This window comes from Streptomyces sp. NPDC050738 (genome assembly GCF_040654175.1).
GTDB lineage: Bacteria > Actinomycetota > Actinomycetes > Streptomycetales > Streptomycetaceae > Streptomyces.
This window is the reverse complement of sequence record NZ_JBFAHN010000016.1, coordinates 60,180-74,888: the sequence shown is the minus strand read 5'-3', so window position 1 is coordinate 74,888 and position 14,709 is coordinate 60,180. Positions and strand designations below refer to the sequence as shown.

The 14,709-nt window shown below is 70.5% G+C and carries 14 protein-coding genes; 5 read left to right on the top strand and 9 right to left on the bottom strand.

The genetic code is table 11. From position 1 onward, the window contains the following. Positions 1-38: 38 nt before the first annotated feature. On the bottom strand, positions 39-764 hold the full coding sequence (gene cpaB, locus AB0H78_RS31215) for a Flp pilus assembly protein CpaB (RefSeq protein WP_363238030.1): 726 nt from the start codon (positions 762-764) through the stop codon (positions 39-41). Between the two features lie 83 nt (positions 765-847). Further along, on the bottom strand, positions 848-1,735 hold the full coding sequence (locus tag AB0H78_RS31210) for a hypothetical protein (protein ID WP_363238029.1): 888 nt from the start codon (positions 1,733-1,735) through the stop codon (positions 848-850). A 301-nt stretch (positions 1,736-2,036) separates the two neighbouring features. Between AB0H78_RS31210 and AB0H78_RS31205 the strand changes: the two genes are divergently transcribed. Continuing rightward, on the top strand, positions 2,037-3,518 hold the full coding sequence (locus AB0H78_RS31205; protein ID WP_363238142.1) for a glycosyl hydrolase family 18 protein: 1,482 nt from the start codon (positions 2,037-2,039) through the stop codon (positions 3,516-3,518). Between the two features lie 73 nt (positions 3,519-3,591). Here AB0H78_RS31205 and AB0H78_RS31200 read toward each other — a convergent pair whose 3' ends face one another. Both AB0H78_RS31200 and AB0H78_RS31195 read right to left on the bottom strand, forming a co-directional pair. Continuing rightward, the gene (locus AB0H78_RS31200) at positions 3,592-4,455 is read right to left on the bottom strand and encodes a serine protease (RefSeq protein ID WP_363238028.1); all 864 of its coding nucleotides are present in this window, start codon (positions 4,453-4,455) and stop codon (positions 3,592-3,594) included. An 84-nt stretch (positions 4,456-4,539) separates the two neighbouring features. Continuing rightward, positions 4,540-4,935 carry a hypothetical protein gene (locus AB0H78_RS31195; RefSeq protein ID WP_363238027.1) on the bottom strand — a complete coding sequence of 132 codons (396 nt, stop codon included), beginning with the start codon at positions 4,933-4,935 and terminating at the stop codon, positions 4,540-4,542. Positions 4,936-5,044: 109 nt separating this feature from the next. On the opposite strand from AB0H78_RS31195, the gene AB0H78_RS31190 reads away from it, so the two are divergent. Continuing rightward, positions 5,045-5,506 (top strand): MarR family transcriptional regulator, encoded by a 462-nt coding sequence (locus AB0H78_RS31190; protein WP_363238026.1) that lies wholly within the window; start codon positions 5,045-5,047, stop codon positions 5,504-5,506. A gap of 49 nt (positions 5,507-5,555) precedes the next feature. On the opposite strand, the gene AB0H78_RS31185 is transcribed toward AB0H78_RS31190, so the two are convergent. The 4 genes from AB0H78_RS31185 to AB0H78_RS31170 form a co-directional block, all read right to left on the bottom strand. Then, entirely contained in the window at positions 5,556-7,034 is a 1,479-nt protein-coding gene (locus tag AB0H78_RS31185; RefSeq protein ID WP_363238025.1) for a gluconate:H+ symporter, read from the bottom strand. Between the two features lie 182 nt (positions 7,035-7,216). Next, on the bottom strand, positions 7,217-7,633 hold the full coding sequence (locus tag AB0H78_RS31180) for a RidA family protein (protein WP_363238024.1): 417 nt from the start codon (positions 7,631-7,633) through the stop codon (positions 7,217-7,219). Then, the gene (locus AB0H78_RS31175; RefSeq protein WP_363238023.1) at positions 7,630-8,415 is read right to left on the bottom strand and encodes an IclR family transcriptional regulator; all 786 of its coding nucleotides are present in this window, start codon (positions 8,413-8,415) and stop codon (positions 7,630-7,632) included. Before AB0H78_RS31175 ends, AB0H78_RS31180 begins: the two co-directional genes overlap by 4 nt. After that, positions 8,412-9,446 carry a sugar kinase gene (locus AB0H78_RS31170; protein WP_363238022.1) on the bottom strand — a complete coding sequence of 345 codons (1,035 nt, stop codon included), beginning with the start codon at positions 9,444-9,446 and terminating at the stop codon, positions 8,412-8,414. Before AB0H78_RS31170 ends, AB0H78_RS31175 begins: the two co-directional genes overlap by 4 nt. A 129-nt stretch (positions 9,447-9,575) precedes the next feature. Here AB0H78_RS31170 and AB0H78_RS31165 point away from each other — a divergent pair, with 129 nt between their 5' ends. Next, a complete protein-coding gene (locus AB0H78_RS31165; RefSeq protein WP_363238021.1) occupies positions 9,576-10,832 on the top strand; it encodes an amino acid deaminase in 1,257 nt (418 codons plus the stop codon). Positions 10,833-10,851: 19 nt separating this feature from the next. Beyond that, complete coding sequence (locus AB0H78_RS31160; RefSeq protein ID WP_363238020.1) at positions 10,852-12,462, top strand: D-aminoacylase; 1,611 nt, start codon at positions 10,852-10,854, stop codon at positions 12,460-12,462. 121 nt (positions 12,463-12,583) lie between these two features. Here the strand turns inward: AB0H78_RS31160 and AB0H78_RS31155 are convergent, their stop codons facing one another. Then, positions 12,584-14,029, bottom strand: coding sequence for a cellulase family glycosylhydrolase (locus tag AB0H78_RS31155; RefSeq protein ID WP_363238019.1), 1,446 nt, complete (start codon positions 14,027-14,029; stop codon positions 12,584-12,586). Between the two features lie 112 nt (positions 14,030-14,141). Between AB0H78_RS31155 and AB0H78_RS31150 the strand changes: the two genes are divergently transcribed. Beyond that, a complete protein-coding gene (locus AB0H78_RS31150) occupies positions 14,142-14,705 on the top strand; it encodes a hypothetical protein (RefSeq protein WP_363238018.1) in 564 nt (187 codons plus the stop codon). The last annotated feature ends 4 nt before the right edge of the window (positions 14,706-14,709 follow it).

The following is a 14,709-nucleotide window of genomic DNA, read 5'->3' as shown; positions in this document are numbered from 1 at the left end:
AGGATACGGATCGTCGTCACAGGCCCGTCCCCTTTCCCTTACTTGTCGCCGTCGAGGGTGTAGCGCCGATCGCCCGGTGGGACGGTCGGGGTGGATCCGGCCGCTCCTGGGGCCACCAGCGCCAGGCGGACGTGGGTCGCGAAGGATTCGGCGTACGCGACGCGCTGCGCGTCGAGGGTCCCCAGCGCGAAGGTGATCGGGACGGCCTCGGTGGCGGTGGAGCGGGTGCTGCGGTTGTTGGTGTTCGTCGCGTCGAGGGGGGTGAGTTTGCCTACGTCCAGGACTCGGGCGGCTGTGACGATCACCTCCGAGGTGTTGGGCTTCGATTTGTTGTCGCCCGCGAAGGTCGCGTAGATGTTGACCGTCGAGCCCGGCGTGATCTTGCCCGCGACCCCCGTCGCCGCGTCGATCATGATCGCTATCTCCTGTTCGCCCGCCTTGAGTTCGGGCTGGTTCACGATCATGTCCGACTGGAGGAGCGACCCCGATTTGAGCTGGGTGACCGCGATCTTCCCTCTGATCTCGGAGAGGTTCGTGATCGCGTTGTCGGAGAGCCAGCGCTTGGGCATCTTCGTCCGCGCGAAGTCGTCCTCGTCGAGCTGTTTGTAGGGCGCTATGTCGTTCTTGACGCGGTACGCCGTCACCTCCGAGCCGACCTTGGAGTTCACGTCGCGTATCACGGCCAGGACGCCGGCGAAGGCCGCGAAGGCGCAGAGGACGGACAGGAGCAGCAGGATGATGCCGCGGCGCTGGCGTGAGTTCACCGGGGGGACTCCTTGGTCTGTGCTGCACTCGTGCGGCTTGCGGGGGGATGGGGATGGGCTGGGCTGGTCGGGTTGTTGCCGGGTTACGTCGTGCCTGCGGGCAGCGCGGCCGCCACGCGTTTCTGCGGTGGCGCCGTGGACTGCTGTTGCTGCAGCAGCGGCGACGAGCAGAAACCGCAGCGGTCGCCGATCAGTTGGAGTCCGCACCAGTGGCAGGTCTCGCGTCTGACCGAGGCGACCAGCTGGTAGAGGACGGAGACGTCGTTGATCGCGGATGCGAACTCGACGAGCTTGGGCGTGCCCCACCAGAGCGGCGAATCGGCGGGGAGCGCCGTCTCCAGGAGGCCCTGCACGTGCCAGGCGGGGGCGAGGGTCGCGCCCACCCAGTCGGACTGGAGCTGGCCGCGGGCGATCAGCATGTGTGTGCCGAATCCGGGGCCCGGGAGCGCGTCAGTCGGTCCCGAAGTGAGCTTGAGGAGGTGGGGAGTCGGGGCCGTGAGCACCGCGAACTGCGACCCCGGCACCCAGGACTTGGCGTGCGCCTTGAGCGTCACCGGGACCCGGTCGAGCTTGGTCACCGAGGCGAGCAGCGCGCCCGCGTAGATGTAGTGCGAGAGCAAACGCGCCGCGGACGCGAGGACGCCGGGGCTGAAGTCGCAGAGGGAGAGCTGGCGCAGCTGGCGTACGAGAACGGCGACCGCGAGCGGCGGCAGGTCCAGCGGGAGCAGGGCGATCCGGTCGCTCTCCAGGACCGAGCGGACGGTGTGGAGGCGGTGAACCGCCGCCGGCGCAAGGGAGTTCGGATAGACGACCACCACGTACCCATGCTGTTCGAGAAGCGTGTGCATCTCGGCGAGCGAGCCTTCGAGCGACTGGACCGCCGGGGGCTGGAGAACCGCCGCGAGCGGAGTGTGGTGGTCGGGCGGTGGGAGTACGAGATCGGGGCTCGTCACGGCTATCGCGGTTGGCACGTTGTGTTCCCCCGTTCACGGTGTGTGTCTCCAGCAACAGCACTGTATCCAGGCAGGCCGGAGCAAGAACCCCCAACCGGGCAATATTCATTGGATCTTGGTCGAAGCGGGGCGTTCGATTCCGCGATGCGGATGTCCATGTGCCAGAGGTCTTGACAACCCAATTGGTCTGGACCAGCTTGTACGACCAACGGTGGCCACCGTCCCCCTCCCCCGTCCCGCGCCACTCCCCCACCCCCGGAGGCACCACGTGGACCGACCACACCGCGCATCGCGGTCTCCCCTTCTCCGCAGATCCTGGATCGGCGGAGCGACAGCTCTCATAGCGGCGGGCGCCGCCTCGCTCACCGGTCTGGCGAACAGCGCCCAGGCCGCCGACATCAACGTCGCCAAGAACGCCGGCTTCGAGTCCGGCCTCACCGGCTGGACCTGTACGGGAGGGACCGGCTCGGTCGTCACCTCGCCCGTGCACGGCGGCACCTCGGCCCTGAAGGGCGCCGCGTCCTCCTCGGACAACGCCCAGTGCTCCCAGACGGTCGCCGTCCAGCCCAACTCGACGTACACGATGAGCGGTTGGGTGCAGGGCGCGTACGTCTACCTCGGCGCATCCGGCACCGGGACGACCGACGCGTCCACCTGGACCCCCAGCGCCACGGGCTGGACGAAGCTCTCCACCAGCTTCAAGACAGGCGCCTCGACGAAGTCGGTCACGGTCTACACGCACGGCTGGTACGGCCAGGGCGCGTACTACGCGGACGACATCACGGTCTCCGGACCCGACGGCGGCGGCGGTACGGACCCGACACCGACCCCCACCACCTCCGCGTCCACCCCGTCGACTCCCACGCCGACGCCCACGCCCACGCCGAGCTCCACGGTGACGCCTCCCGCCGGGTCCGTGCCCAAGCACGCGGTCACCGGCTACTGGCAGAACTTCAACAACGGCGCCACGGTCCAGAAGATCAGTGACGTCCCGTCCGCGTACGACATCCTCGCGGTCTCCTTCGCCGACGCGACGACCACGCCGGGCGCGGTCTCCTTCACCCTCGACTCGGCGGGTCTGGGCGGCTACACCGTCGACCAGTTCAAGGCCGACATCAAGGCCAAGCAGGCCGCCGGCAAGTCCGTCGTCATCTCCATCGGCGGCCAGAACGGCACCATCAGCGTGAGCGACTCCGCCTCCGCCACGAACTTCGCCAACTCCGTCTACTCCCTGATGCAGACGTACGGCTTCAACGGCGTCGACATCGACCTGGAGAACGGCCTCAACTCCACCTACATGTCGCAGGCGCTCAAGTCGCTTGCCAGCAAGGCCGGTTCGGGCTTCGTCCTGACCATGGCGCCGCAGACCATCGACATGCAGTCGACCTCGGGCGAGTACTTCAAGACCGCACTGGCCGTGAAGGACATCCTGACCGTCGTCAACATGCAGTACTACAACAGCGGTTCGATGCTCGGCTGCGACGGCAAGGTCTACAGCCAGGGCTCGGTGGACTTCCTCACCGCGCTCGCCTGCATCCAGCTGGAAGGCGGGCTCGCCCCCTCGCAGGTCGGCATCGGCGTGCCGGCCTCGACGAGTGGCGCGGGCAGCGGCTACGTCTCGCCGTCCGTCGTGAACGCCGCGCTCGACTGCCTTGCCAAGGGCACCAGTTGCGGTTCCTTCAAGCCCTCGAAGACCTACCCGGGTCTGCGCGGCGCGATGACCTGGTCGACCAACTGGGACGCCTCGTCGGGCAATGCCTGGTCCAACGCGGTCGGGCCGCACGTCCACGCCCTGCCGTAGTCCCGTGGTGCCGTGGCACCGCAAGCACGCAGCGCCCGCCGCTCCCCCGGCGGGCGCTGCTGTTCCCGGGGCCTTACGGCTTGGGCAGGGTGCAGCCCGCGCGGCTCAGGTCGATCTTGTTGCCTATGCCCACGCAGGCGACGATCCCGTATGTCTCCTGGGCGTAGTTGATGCCCTTGCGGACGGTGACCGTGCCGTCCGCGGCGACCTCGCACGGGTTGTTCTCCGTGCAGCGGGCGCCGTCCTCATTGCCGGTGTTGTTGACGGCGACGACCTTGCCGGTCGTCGTGTCGATCACCGGCGAGCCCGAGGTGCCGCCGATGGTCTGGCAGGCGGAGGTGTAGCGGACCGAGTCCTTCCAGGTCCAGTCGCCCTCCTTGAGGCGGTAGACGAAGCCGTCGACGTTGCAGCTGTAGGTGCGCTTCCAGTAGCCGGAGACGACCTTGATGGCGCTGCCCTGCGTGGGGTGGGCGGCGTTGAGCTCCAGCGCCTTGATGCCGTAGGAGCTCTGGATCTGGGCGTAGGTCGTGGTCAGTTCGTACAGGGAGATGTCCGTGTCGGTCATCGTCCCGTACGCGATCTTGCTCGCCCGGAGCGTGGCGACCTTGGTGCCCGCGCCGTTCAGCAGGGAGAAGGTGCGGGACGAGGGGCGGTCGACGAGCACCTCGCCCGCGGCCGGGAAGCCGGTCTCCAGGCAGTGGCCGTTGGAGAGCACGAGCGCGTGGTCGGTGGACTGGGAGTCGGGCATGCGGATGACGGAGCCCGAGCAGTTGCTGAGCGCCACCGTCCCGGCGAAGTCGACTGCTTTGACCTTGACCGCGGGTGCGGCTGCCGGAGCGGGTGCGGGGTGGCTTGTGGCCGCCGCCGCTGTCGCGGGTGCTGCGCCGACTCCCAGGAGGAGGAGTGACAACAGTGCACCGACGAGAGGCTTTTTCATGGGGGGTCCCCTCTGTGACCGAAGTTCTTTCGGTTTTGACATGCGCATTGTTAGCGCATGTCCGGCACAGGAGGGAAGAGCGCCTTATTGGCCCCGGGAGTTGAGGTAGTAGGCGAGAACCGGGGCGATCTCGGCGAACCACTCATGGAGAGTGGCCGCATTGCGGGCCGAGACCGTGCCCTCGAAGAAGCGTCCGTCGGGCAGGACCACGGCGACCATCAGGACGGTGCCGGCCGGGCCCGCCTTGAAGTGGACGGTCTGGATGTGCCGCCAGGGGAAGTCCGCGGTCTGACCCTGGTGCTCGAAGGAGACCCCGTCGGCGTCGATGACGATCGCCTGGCGGCGGTCGGCGGCGAGGAAGTCCGGGTGAGGGGACGGGGCCTGGGGCTGCTGCGGCGCGGCGTACGGCTGCGGCGGCGGGCCGAAGCCCTGCGGGGGGTGCGGCGGGGGCGGGGGGTACTGCTGACCTGCGTTGTCCATGTCCGTTCCGGCCCTCTCCGCGTTCGGTTCCGCCCACAGTATGTCCAGTCGGCGGGCCCCCATGAAAGCATCACTCTTGATGCATCATCTCTGATGTATTCTGACGCCCATGAACGCAGTCGAGCTGTTCCTGCTGGGGCGCACCCTGATGAAGATCGGTGAGGCGGCGCTGCCCACCGAGGGCATCGGCAAGCACACCACCAGCGTCCGGACCGTGATGATCGTGGCCGGTGACGTACGGCAGAATCCCGGCAGCGCCGTGGGCGAGATCGCCGCCCGGACCGGCCTGCCGCAGAGCGCGGTCTCCGCATCCGTCGCCCGGCTGCGTACGGCAGGAGCCGTCGTCACCGAGCCCGACCCCGCCGACCGGCGCCGGATGCTGGTCAACCCGGCCGCCGCGGCCTCGGAGCGGGTCGAGGAGGTACGGGCGGCCACCGTCGACACGGCGCTCGCCACCGCCCTGGACACCGACGACCCCGAGCGGATCGCCGCTCTCGTCGCCACCCTGGAGTCGCTGGCCGCGGAACTGACCCCGCAGGTGCTCGGGCGGCTGCGGGCCGCAACGGACTGAGGGGCGCCCGGAGTCGACCCCGGACACCCCTCTCATCGCGTACAGCCGGCTAGATCACCAGGCTGAGCAGCGCCGCGACCACGAAGCCCGACACCGACAGGACCGTCTCCAGGACCGTCCAGGACTTCAGGGTGTCCCGCTCCGTGATGCCGAAGTACTTCGAGACCATCCAGAAGCCGCCGTCGTTCACGTGCGAGGCGAAGATCGAGCCCGCCGAGATCGCCATGATGATCAGCGCGAGGTGGCCCTGCGAGAGGTCCTGGCCCTCGACGAGGGGGACGACGATGCCGGCCGTCGTGACGATCGCGACCGTCGCCGAACCCTGCGCGACGCGCAGGACGACCGCGATCAGCCAGGCCAGCACGATGACGGGCAGACCCACGTCGTTGAAGGTCTTGGCGAGCGCGTCCGCGATGCCCGAGGCCTTGAGGACCGCACCGAAGACACCGCCGGCGCCGACGACGAGAAGGATGTTGCCGACCGGCTTGAGGGACGCCGTCGAGACCTGCTCCAGGGACTTGCGCGACCAGCCGCGGCGGATGCCCAGCAGGTAGTACGCGAGGAGCAGCGCGATGGTCAGCGCCACGAAGGGGTGGCCGAAGAACTCGATGACCGAACGGAACGTGGACGGGTCGAGCGCGATCGAGGAGAACGTCGCGAGGAGGATCAGGATGAGCGGCGTGCCGATGATCGCCAGCACCGCGGTGAGGGCGACCGGCGCCTCCTGGGACTTCACGCCCTGCGACTCGCGCTCGGCCAGGACCGCGGCCTTGGCCTCCTCGGAGGCGTCGAGCATGTCCTGCGGGACCTCGACGAACAGGCGCTTGCCGATCCAGGCGGCGTAGACCCAGGCGCAGAGCAGCGCCGGGATGCCGACCGAGATGCCCATGAGGATGACCCAGCCCAGCGACACGTGGAACAGGGCCGCCGCGGCGACCGGGCCCGGGTGCGGGGGCAGGAACGCGTGGGTCATCGAGAGGCCGGCGAGGAGCGGCATCGCGTACAGGACGATCGACTTGCCGGAGCGCTTGGTGGCCGCGTACACGATCGGTGCGAGCACGAAGATGCCGACGTCGAAGAAGACCGGGATACCGAAGATCAGGCCGGTGAGGCCCATGGCGAGGGGGGCGCGCTTCTCGCCGAAGAGGTTGAGGAGGCGGGAGCTCAGCGTCTCGGCTCCGCCGGAGACTTCGAGGATCGCGCCGAGCATCGTGCCGAGGCCGATGATGATCGCGATATGGCCGAGGGTGCCGCCCATGCCGGTCTCGATGACGGAGGTGGCGGTGGACTTCTGGACCGTGCCGAAGAGCTCGGTGACCGAGAGTCCCGCGCCGAGGCCGACGGCTATGGAGACGGCGAGGAGCGCCACGAAGGGCTGGATCCTGACCTTGATGATCAGGAGGAGAAGCAGGGCTATGCCGAGCGCGGCGACGATGAGGAGGCCTGTCGTGCCGCCGATGAGGGGGAGCAGACCGCCGGTGTGCGGGGTTGGCGGGGGGACTGCGGGGGCTGCTGCTGCGAGCATCATGCGGTGAACTCCGTTGTTTCCGTGGTGCTTTCGGGCATGGGGGACCGCGACACGGCGCCGCGAAGGAGCGGATGGGCGCCGTGTCGTGGGTACAGGGGGTGTGCGGGTGCGGGATTAAGAGACTCACTCTGAACTTCGGAATTGCCGTGCGGTGGTGGGGGGTTGTCTGGCCGGGTCGGCGATCAGCCGAGTACCGCCAGGGCGTCGATCTCGATCAGGAGGCCGGCGGGGAGACCGACGTAGACCGTGGTGCGGGCCGAGGCCGGGGCCTTGAGGTTCTCGCCCTCGAAGTAGGCGTTGTAGATCTCGTTGAGCTCGGCGAAGTGCGCGGTGTCCGTGAGGTAGACGCGCATCATCATCACGTCGTCCCAGCTCGCGCCGCCCTCTTCCAGGATCGCCTTGACGTTGGCGAAGGTCTGGAGGGTCTGCTCGCGCAGGGTCGGGCCCGCGGGGGTCGGGGCCTGGCCCTCGACGGCCGGCAGGAAGCCGACCTGTCCTGCGACCTGGAGGATGTTGCCCTTGCGGACGCCGTGCGAGAACTTCGCGGGCGGGGCGGTGTGCGTGGAGGGCGTGAGGGCGGTCTTCTCGGTGGTCGTCATGCGACTGGTCCCTTGGGGGTGTTGGGGGTCTCTTGCTGGGGTGTCCTGCCCGAATATTCGCCGCTGATGGCATCTGCGGTGCGGCGTACGAGCGGGAGCAGGGTGAGGAGTTCCTCCGCCGTGACGACGACGTTGGGCGCCGACATCGACATCGCTGCCACCATCCGGCCGTCGGCGCCCCTGATGGGGGCCCCGATGCAGTTGATGGACTCCTCGTGGCCGCCGAGGTCGGTGGCCCAGCCCTGTTCTCGTACGGTCGCGAGCTCCTTGAGGAAGGCGCCCGCGTTCGGGGTCGAACGGGCCGTGTAGGTGGGGTAGTCGAGCCGTTCCGCGATGGCGCGGCATTCGGGCTCGGGGAGGTCGGCGAGGAGGAGCTTGGCCACGGCGGCGACGGTGATCGCCACGGGCTTGCCGATACGGGAGTACATCCGGACCGGGTAGCGGCTCTCCACCTTGTCGATGTAGAGGACCTCGTTCTCCTCGTACACGGCGAGGTGGACGGTGTGGCCCACCTGCTCGTTGAGGGCGGTGAGGTGGGGGTGGGCGATCTCGCGCACGTCGAGGTTCTCGACCGCCTCCTGCGCGAGCGCGAAGAGGCGGGCCCCCAGGCGGTAGCGCTGGTCCTGCTGGCGGTAGACGAGTCCGTGCTCGTGGAGCGTGCGCAGCAGGCGCAGGGCCGTGGACTTGTGCACGTCCAGGCTCGTCGCGACCTGGCCCAGGTCGGCGGGGCCGCGGGCGAGCAGGGGCAGGATGGAGAGCGCCCGGTCTACGGTCTGGCTCATGGCGTACGAACCTCCTCGGCGGCCTCCGGTGCCGGTGTCTCCGTCGTCCAGCCGGGGCCGAGACGAAGTGTGCCCCAGGCGGCGTCGTCGAGGGCGGCAAGGCGGTCGGCGTGGGCGCGGGCGGGCGGGGCGGTGACGTCGGCGGGGGTGGTGAGGGCGGCGGCGGCCATGAGGTGCCCGTGCCGTACGCGGTCGCGGACGGGAAGGTCGCGGAGGGTGCCGGAGAGGAAGCCCGCGGCGAAGGCGTCGCCGGCGCCGACGGGGGCGATGACGTCGACGGTGAGGGCGGGGACGGACTCCGGGGAGCCGCCGGTGAACACCGTCGCGCCCTCCGAGCCGCGCTTGACCACCAGCGTCGCCGGTTCCGGCAGCGCGGCCCGGATCGCCTCCGCGCCGTGCAGGCCCCACGCGCCCGCCGCCTCGTCCTCGCCCACGAAGACCAGGTCGGCGCCGCGCGCCAGGTCGAGCAGCACCTCGGGGCCCTGCCCGTCGCGCCACAGGCCGGGGCGGTAGTTGACGTCGAAGGAGACCAGGGGGCGGCCGGGAGCGGGCGCGGTGAGCTCGCGCATCAGCGCCAGGCAGTCGGGCGACAGCGCCGCCGTGATCCCGGACAGATGCAGGATGCGGGCCGCCCGCAGGTCCTCGTACGGGACCGTCTGCGGCGACATCGCGCTGGCCGCGGATCCGGCGCGGTAGTAGAGCACCTCGTGGTCCGCCGACTCGCGGTCGTCGGCCGTACGGAAGTAGATGCCGGTGGGCCGGGAGGCGTCGCGGCGGACCGCGCTCACGTCGACCCCGTACGCCCCGATCGCCTCGACCAGGTGCTCCCCGAAGCCGTCCGCGCCGACCCGGCTGACCCACTTCGCCGAGTGGCCCGCCGCCGCCAGCGCGCACGCGACATTGGACTCCGCGCCGCCTATCGCGCGGTCGAAGCTGGGTACGTCGGCGAGGCGGCCCGCCCGGCCGGGCAGGAACGTGACCATGGACTCGCCGAGGCAGACGACGTCGACGTCGGCTGGGGTGGGCTGCACGGTCACTCCTGGGCTCTGCGTGCCACGGGATGGCACTGGACGGCTGGATGGCTCGGATGTTAGACAGCACTGAGCGCAGTACGCAATGAGCGTTGCACATGTTGCAACGAGGACTCACCTGGAGGTTCGATGAACGGCGAAGAAGAAGTAGTAGTCGACCACCGCTTCAAGGGGCTGCCCCCGACCGCCCAGGGCCTGACCCTCGCCGCCCTGGCCGCCGAGCGCCGCAACCTCTTCACCGACGGGTTCACCACCCCCGTCATCGCCCTCTCCGCCGAGTCCGTCGCGCACAACCTCGCCCTCATGGAGAGCTACTCCGCCCGCCACGGTCTCGCCTTCGCCCCGCACGGCAAGACGTCCATGGCGCCCCAGCTCTTCGCCCGCCAGATCGAGCACGGCGCCTGGGGCATCACCCTCGCCGTGCCCCACCAGGTGCGCGTGGCACGGGAGTTCGGCGTGCAGCGGATCTTCCTCGCCAACGAGGTCGTCGACGCGGCCGCGCTCCGCTGGATCGGCTCCGAGCTCGACGCCGACCCGGACTTCACCTTCATCTGTTACGTCGACTCCGTGCGCGGCGTCGAGCTGATGGACGAGGCGCTGCGCGGGACCTCCCGCGCCCTGGACGTCGTCGTGGAGCTGGGCGCGGGCGACGGCGCCCGCACCGGCGCCCGTACCGAAGCCGAGTGCGCGGCGATCGCCGACGCGGTGGCCGCCGCCCCGACCCTGCGCCTGGTGGGCGTCGCCGGCTACGAGGGCGAGGTCCCCGACGCGGACGGCGAGCGCGTCCGCGCCTGGCTGCGGCGGCTCGTCGCGCTGGCCGCCGACTTCGACAAGGCCGGGCGCTTCTCCCGTACGGACGAGATCGTGATCAGCGCGGGCGGCAGCGCCTGGTTCGACGCCGTCGCGGACGTCTTCGCGGAGATCCCCGAACTCTCCTCGCCCGTCTGCAAGTTGCTCCGCTCGGGCGCCTACGTCTCGCACGACGACGGCCACTACCGCCACCTCACCCCCTTCAACCGGGTCCCCGACGAAGGCGCCCTGCACGCCGGATTCCGGCTGTGGGCGCAGGTCGTCTCCCGCCCCACCGCCGAGCAGGCCTTCGTCAACGCGGGCAAGCGCGATGCCGCGTACGACCTCGACCTGCCCGAGGCGCAGGTCGTACGGGACGCGCGCACCGGCGAGGTCAGGGCCGCCACCGGCATCACGGTCAGCGGCCTCTCCGACCAGCACGGCTGGGTCCGCACCACGGACGAGGCGGACCTCGAAGTGGGCGACTGGGTCGGCATGGGGCTCTCGCACCCCTGCACCTCCTTCGACAAGTGGCAGCTGATCCCGCTCGTCGAGGCGGACGGCACGGTCGTCGACTACATCCGTACGTACTTCTGAGAAGCCGGAGCCCCCAGTCATGGCTGATCTCGTCATCCGCGACGCCCGTGTCATCGACGGCACCGGCGGCGACTCCTACCGCGCCGATGTGGCCGTCGACGGCGGCCGCATCTCCGCCATCGCCCGGGAAGGGGGCGAACGCCCCAGTGGTGCACGGGAGTTGGACGCCGACGGGCTGGCCCTCTCCCCCGGCTTCATCGACATGCACGCCCACTCCGACCTGGCGCTCCTGCGCGACCCCGGCCACGAGGCGAAGGCCGCGCAGGGGGTGACCCTGGAGGTGCTGGGGCAGGACGGGCTCTCGTACGCACCCGTCGACGACCGCACGCTCGCCGAGGTCCGCAAGACCATCACCGGCTGGAACGGCGACGGCAGCGACATCGACTTCGACTGGCGGACCGTCGGGGAGTATCTGGACCGGCTCGACCGGCAGACCATCGCGGTCAACGCCGCGTATCTGATCCCGCAGGGCACGCTGCGGATGTACGCGATGGGCTGGGACGACCGCCCCGCCACCCCCGCCGAGATCGCCCGCATGAAGCAGCTCGTCGCCGAGGGCATGGAGCAGGGCGCGGTCGGCATGTCGTCGGGGCTCACGTACACGCCCGGGATGTACGCGGACGACGCCGAACTCACCGAGCTCTGCCGGGTGGTGGCCTCGTACGGCGGCTACTACTGCCCGCACCACCGCTCCTACGGGGCCGGCGCCCTGCAGGCGTACGAGGAGATGGTCGACCTCACCCGCACCGCCGGCTGCGCGCTGCACCTCGCCCACGCCACCATGAACTTCAGCGTGAACGAGGGGAAGGCGCCGGAGCTGCTGACCCTCCTGGACGCGGCCCTGGACGCGGGCTCCGACATCTCTCTCGACACGTATCCCTACACCCCCGGCTGCACGACTCTCGTGGCCATGCTGCCCAGTTGGGCGAGCGAGGGCGGGCCCGACGCGATCCTGGCCCGGCTGCAGGACGACGCGACGGCGGAGAAGATCCGCCATGTCATGGAGGTCGAGGGCGCGGACGGCTGCCACGGGGTGCCCATCGAGTGGGACACCATCGAGATCTCGGGTGTCAGCGACCCGGGCCTGGCGGGCTGCGTCGGCAAGACGATCGCGCAGAGCGCCGCCGAGCGCGGCGAGGAGCCGTGGGTCACCGCCCGGCGCCTGCTCGTCAACGACCGGCTCGGGTCGACGATCCTGCAGCACGTCGGCCACGAGGAGAACGTCCGGCAGATCATGCGCCACCGTGTCCACACGGGCGGCAGCGACGGCATCCTCCAGGGCTACAAGCCGCATCCGCGCGCGTACGGCACCTTCCCGCAGTATCTCGGGCGCTACGCACGGGAGTTGGGCGTGCTGTCGCTGGAGGAGACGGTCGCGCACCTCACCTCGCGCCCGGCGGCCCGGCTCCGGCTGGCCGACCGCGGCCTGGTCCGCGAGGGCTACCGCGCCGACCTGGTCCTCTTCGACCCGGACACGGTCGCCGCCGGATCCACCTTCGAGGCGCCGCGCACGCTGCCCGTCGGCATTCCGTACGTACTGATCGACGGCCGCTTCGTCATCGAGGACGCCCGCAGGACGGACGTCATGGCGGGCCGCGCGGTGCGTGGCAGCGCCTACCGGGCGGCCTGACACCGGTGTGCCGCCCGCCCCGTGGCGAGGGAGGCGGGCGGCACGTTCCGGGGCCGGCCCGGTGCAGGGAGTTTCGTGCCGCGCCGCCATGAACGCCATACGCCAGAAATGCCCGACCCGCCTATCCGGCCGGGGTGACCTTCACCGTGTGCTCGCCTGCTCCTGAAGTGACGGTCAGGATCCGGGACTTGGCGTCCCAGGACTGCTGGACGCCGCCCGCGACCCGGCCCCCCTCGGGGAAGTACCGGACCGGCAGATAGATCTCGGTGCCGCCGAGGACGTCCGCCGCGCCCCGCCAACGCACTGTCAACGTACGGGACTTCACGTCCCAGTCGTATGCGATTGGATCGCCCGCGATCGCCCGAGGTCCAGGCCGGTCGAGGATCGGCACCAGCGCGGTCGGCTTCAGCTCCTTGTCCCAGGGCGACCAGGATCCCGGGTCGCTGGACCAGTAGGCCGTACCCGCGCCCATCGCGTCGGCGGTCTCCCGCACCTTGGTGACGTACGCCCCCGCTCCCGGCAGCGTCATGTCGAGTCCGTACTCACCGATGAGCACGGGCGCCCCGAGCCGCCGCGCGGTCTTCTCGGTCTGCTCGCGCCAGGAGTCGAGCGTCGAGTCGACCTGGGACTTCGTGGATCCGGTGTAGCCGCCGCCGAGGTCCATGGGCAGCGGATAGAGGTGCGGGGCGTACGCGATCCGCGCCTTGTCCCCGCCGCCGCGCGGGTCGGTGAGGCGCGGAAGGGCGCTGGGCAGGCCCCAGTTGGCGCTGACGGCCTCCGGCTCGACGAAGATCCAGGAGTCGCGGTCGACGGCGCGGATCGCGGTGATCGTACGGCGGTAGAGCGCGGCCAGCGGGCCGGCCTCGAAGGCGGGGCCCTGCACCGAGCCGCCCCAGGGCTCGTTCATCAGGTCGTAGCCGATGACGGCCGGGTCGTCGGCGAATTTCGAGGCCACGTGCGCCCACGCCGCCGCGTAGTGCGCGCGCAGGTCGCGGCCCCCGGAACGGGTGCCCCAGAAGTGGTCGAAGGCCCGGATCGTGCCGGGCTCCACGTACTTGAGCTCCCACTGCTCCTGCTCGGTGACGCCGAGGCCGTCGGCCTCGGTCGCCCAGGCGGGCGCGCCGTTGCCCTTCACGGCGGGCCCGTAGATGTCCTGGTGCATGTCGAGCATGACGCGGTAGCCACGCCTGCCGTACCAGCGCACCCGCGTCTCGACCTCTCGGAGGTACGCGTCGTCGTAACTCCCCGGCTGCGGTTCGACGTTGCGCCACTGGATCAGGAACCGTACGAAGTCCGAGCCGAGCGCGTCGCTCTCGCGCTGCACGTCCTTCTCCTCGATCCAGGGCATACCGCCTGGATCGGACTTGGCGCTGCTCGCGGTGTTGAGTCCGTGCAGGATCAGGGCGCGCCCCGCGTCGTCGGTGACCCAGCGGTGGCCGCTCGCGGTCGCGGCGCGAGGGGCTCCGGAACCGTCGGGGCCGACGGCCACCAGCAGCGCGGCGGCGACGGCGCAGGCGGCGCCAACTCCCGTCCAGGCGCGCCAGTTGCTGCTGATACTCCTGATCATGGCCGGGAGCGTAAGGCCTCGCGACCCCGCTCCACCAGACCTGAGGATTGTTCACTTTTTCTTCCGCCCACCCCCTGTCGGCCGCGTCCCCGTCCGCCTACAGTGACCGGCCATGCGCCCCAAGATCGCCGCCGCGAAGCGGTACCTCCGCCGGGACGCCACCACCTCCGTGGCGGGCGTCTGCCTGCTGCTCGTCCTGCTGTGCGGATCCGGCCACCTCTTCACCGCCCTCACCGCGCGCGCCGGCATGTCCGTCGTCCCGAGCGCGCTCGGCGCCCCGATGGGCCTGCCGGGCCTGCGCGCCGTCCCGCTCGGCGGGACCACCTGGGCCTGGCAGCTCTGCGAGGACTTCGCGGCGCTGCTGCTGATCGCGGTCGCCGTCGTACGCATCCGCCGCCATCTGCGCAGACGCCCCGTCGCCGGCCGCGTCCGCCGTCTGCTCGCGGGCTGGACCGCACTGATCGCGGGGGCCGCGGCGGCCGGGGTGTGGCGGGGTCTGGTGGCGGCCCGGATGGTCGACTCGGGGGCGCTCGGCTGGCTGGCGTACGCCGCTGCGGGCGCACTCTTCGGCGCACTGTGGGGCCTGCTGCTCGGGTGGCTGCCGGGCATCGCCGTGAGCGGGACCGTGAGCCACGCCTCAGACAAAGCAGCGGCGGACGGCGTTACCCGGCCGTAAGCTC

Coding starts and splice junctions, on each gene's coding strand:
- AB0H78_RS31190 (WP_363238026.1), top strand. CDS start 5,045: ATGAACGCAGTCGAGCTGTTCCTGCTGGGGCGCACCCTGATGAAGATC.
- AB0H78_RS31150 (WP_363238018.1), top strand. CDS start 14,142: ATGCGCCCCAAGATCGCCGCCGCGAAGCGGTACCTCCGCCGGGACGCC.
- AB0H78_RS31185 (WP_363238025.1), bottom strand. CDS start 7,034: ATGATGCTCGCAGCAGCAGCCCCCGCAGTCCCCCCGCCAACCCCGCAC.
- AB0H78_RS31165 (WP_363238021.1), top strand. CDS start 9,576: ATGAACGGCGAAGAAGAAGTAGTAGTCGACCACCGCTTCAAGGGGCTG.
- AB0H78_RS31175 (WP_363238023.1), bottom strand. CDS start 8,415: ATGAGCCAGACCGTAGACCGGGCGCTCTCCATCCTGCCCCTGCTCGCC.
- AB0H78_RS31155 (WP_363238019.1), bottom strand. CDS start 14,029: ATGATCAGGAGTATCAGCAGCAACTGGCGCGCCTGGACGGGAGTTGGC.
- AB0H78_RS31160 (WP_363238020.1), top strand. CDS start 10,852: ATGGCTGATCTCGTCATCCGCGACGCCCGTGTCATCGACGGCACCGGC.
- AB0H78_RS31180 (WP_363238024.1), bottom strand. CDS start 7,633: ATGACGACCACCGAGAAGACCGCCCTCACGCCCTCCACGCACACCGCC.
- AB0H78_RS31195 (WP_363238027.1), bottom strand. CDS start 4,935: ATGGACAACGCAGGTCAGCAGTACCCCCCGCCCCCGCCGCACCCCCCG.
- AB0H78_RS31200 (WP_363238028.1), bottom strand. CDS start 4,455: ATGAAAAAGCCTCTCGTCGGTGCACTGTTGTCACTCCTCCTCCTGGGA.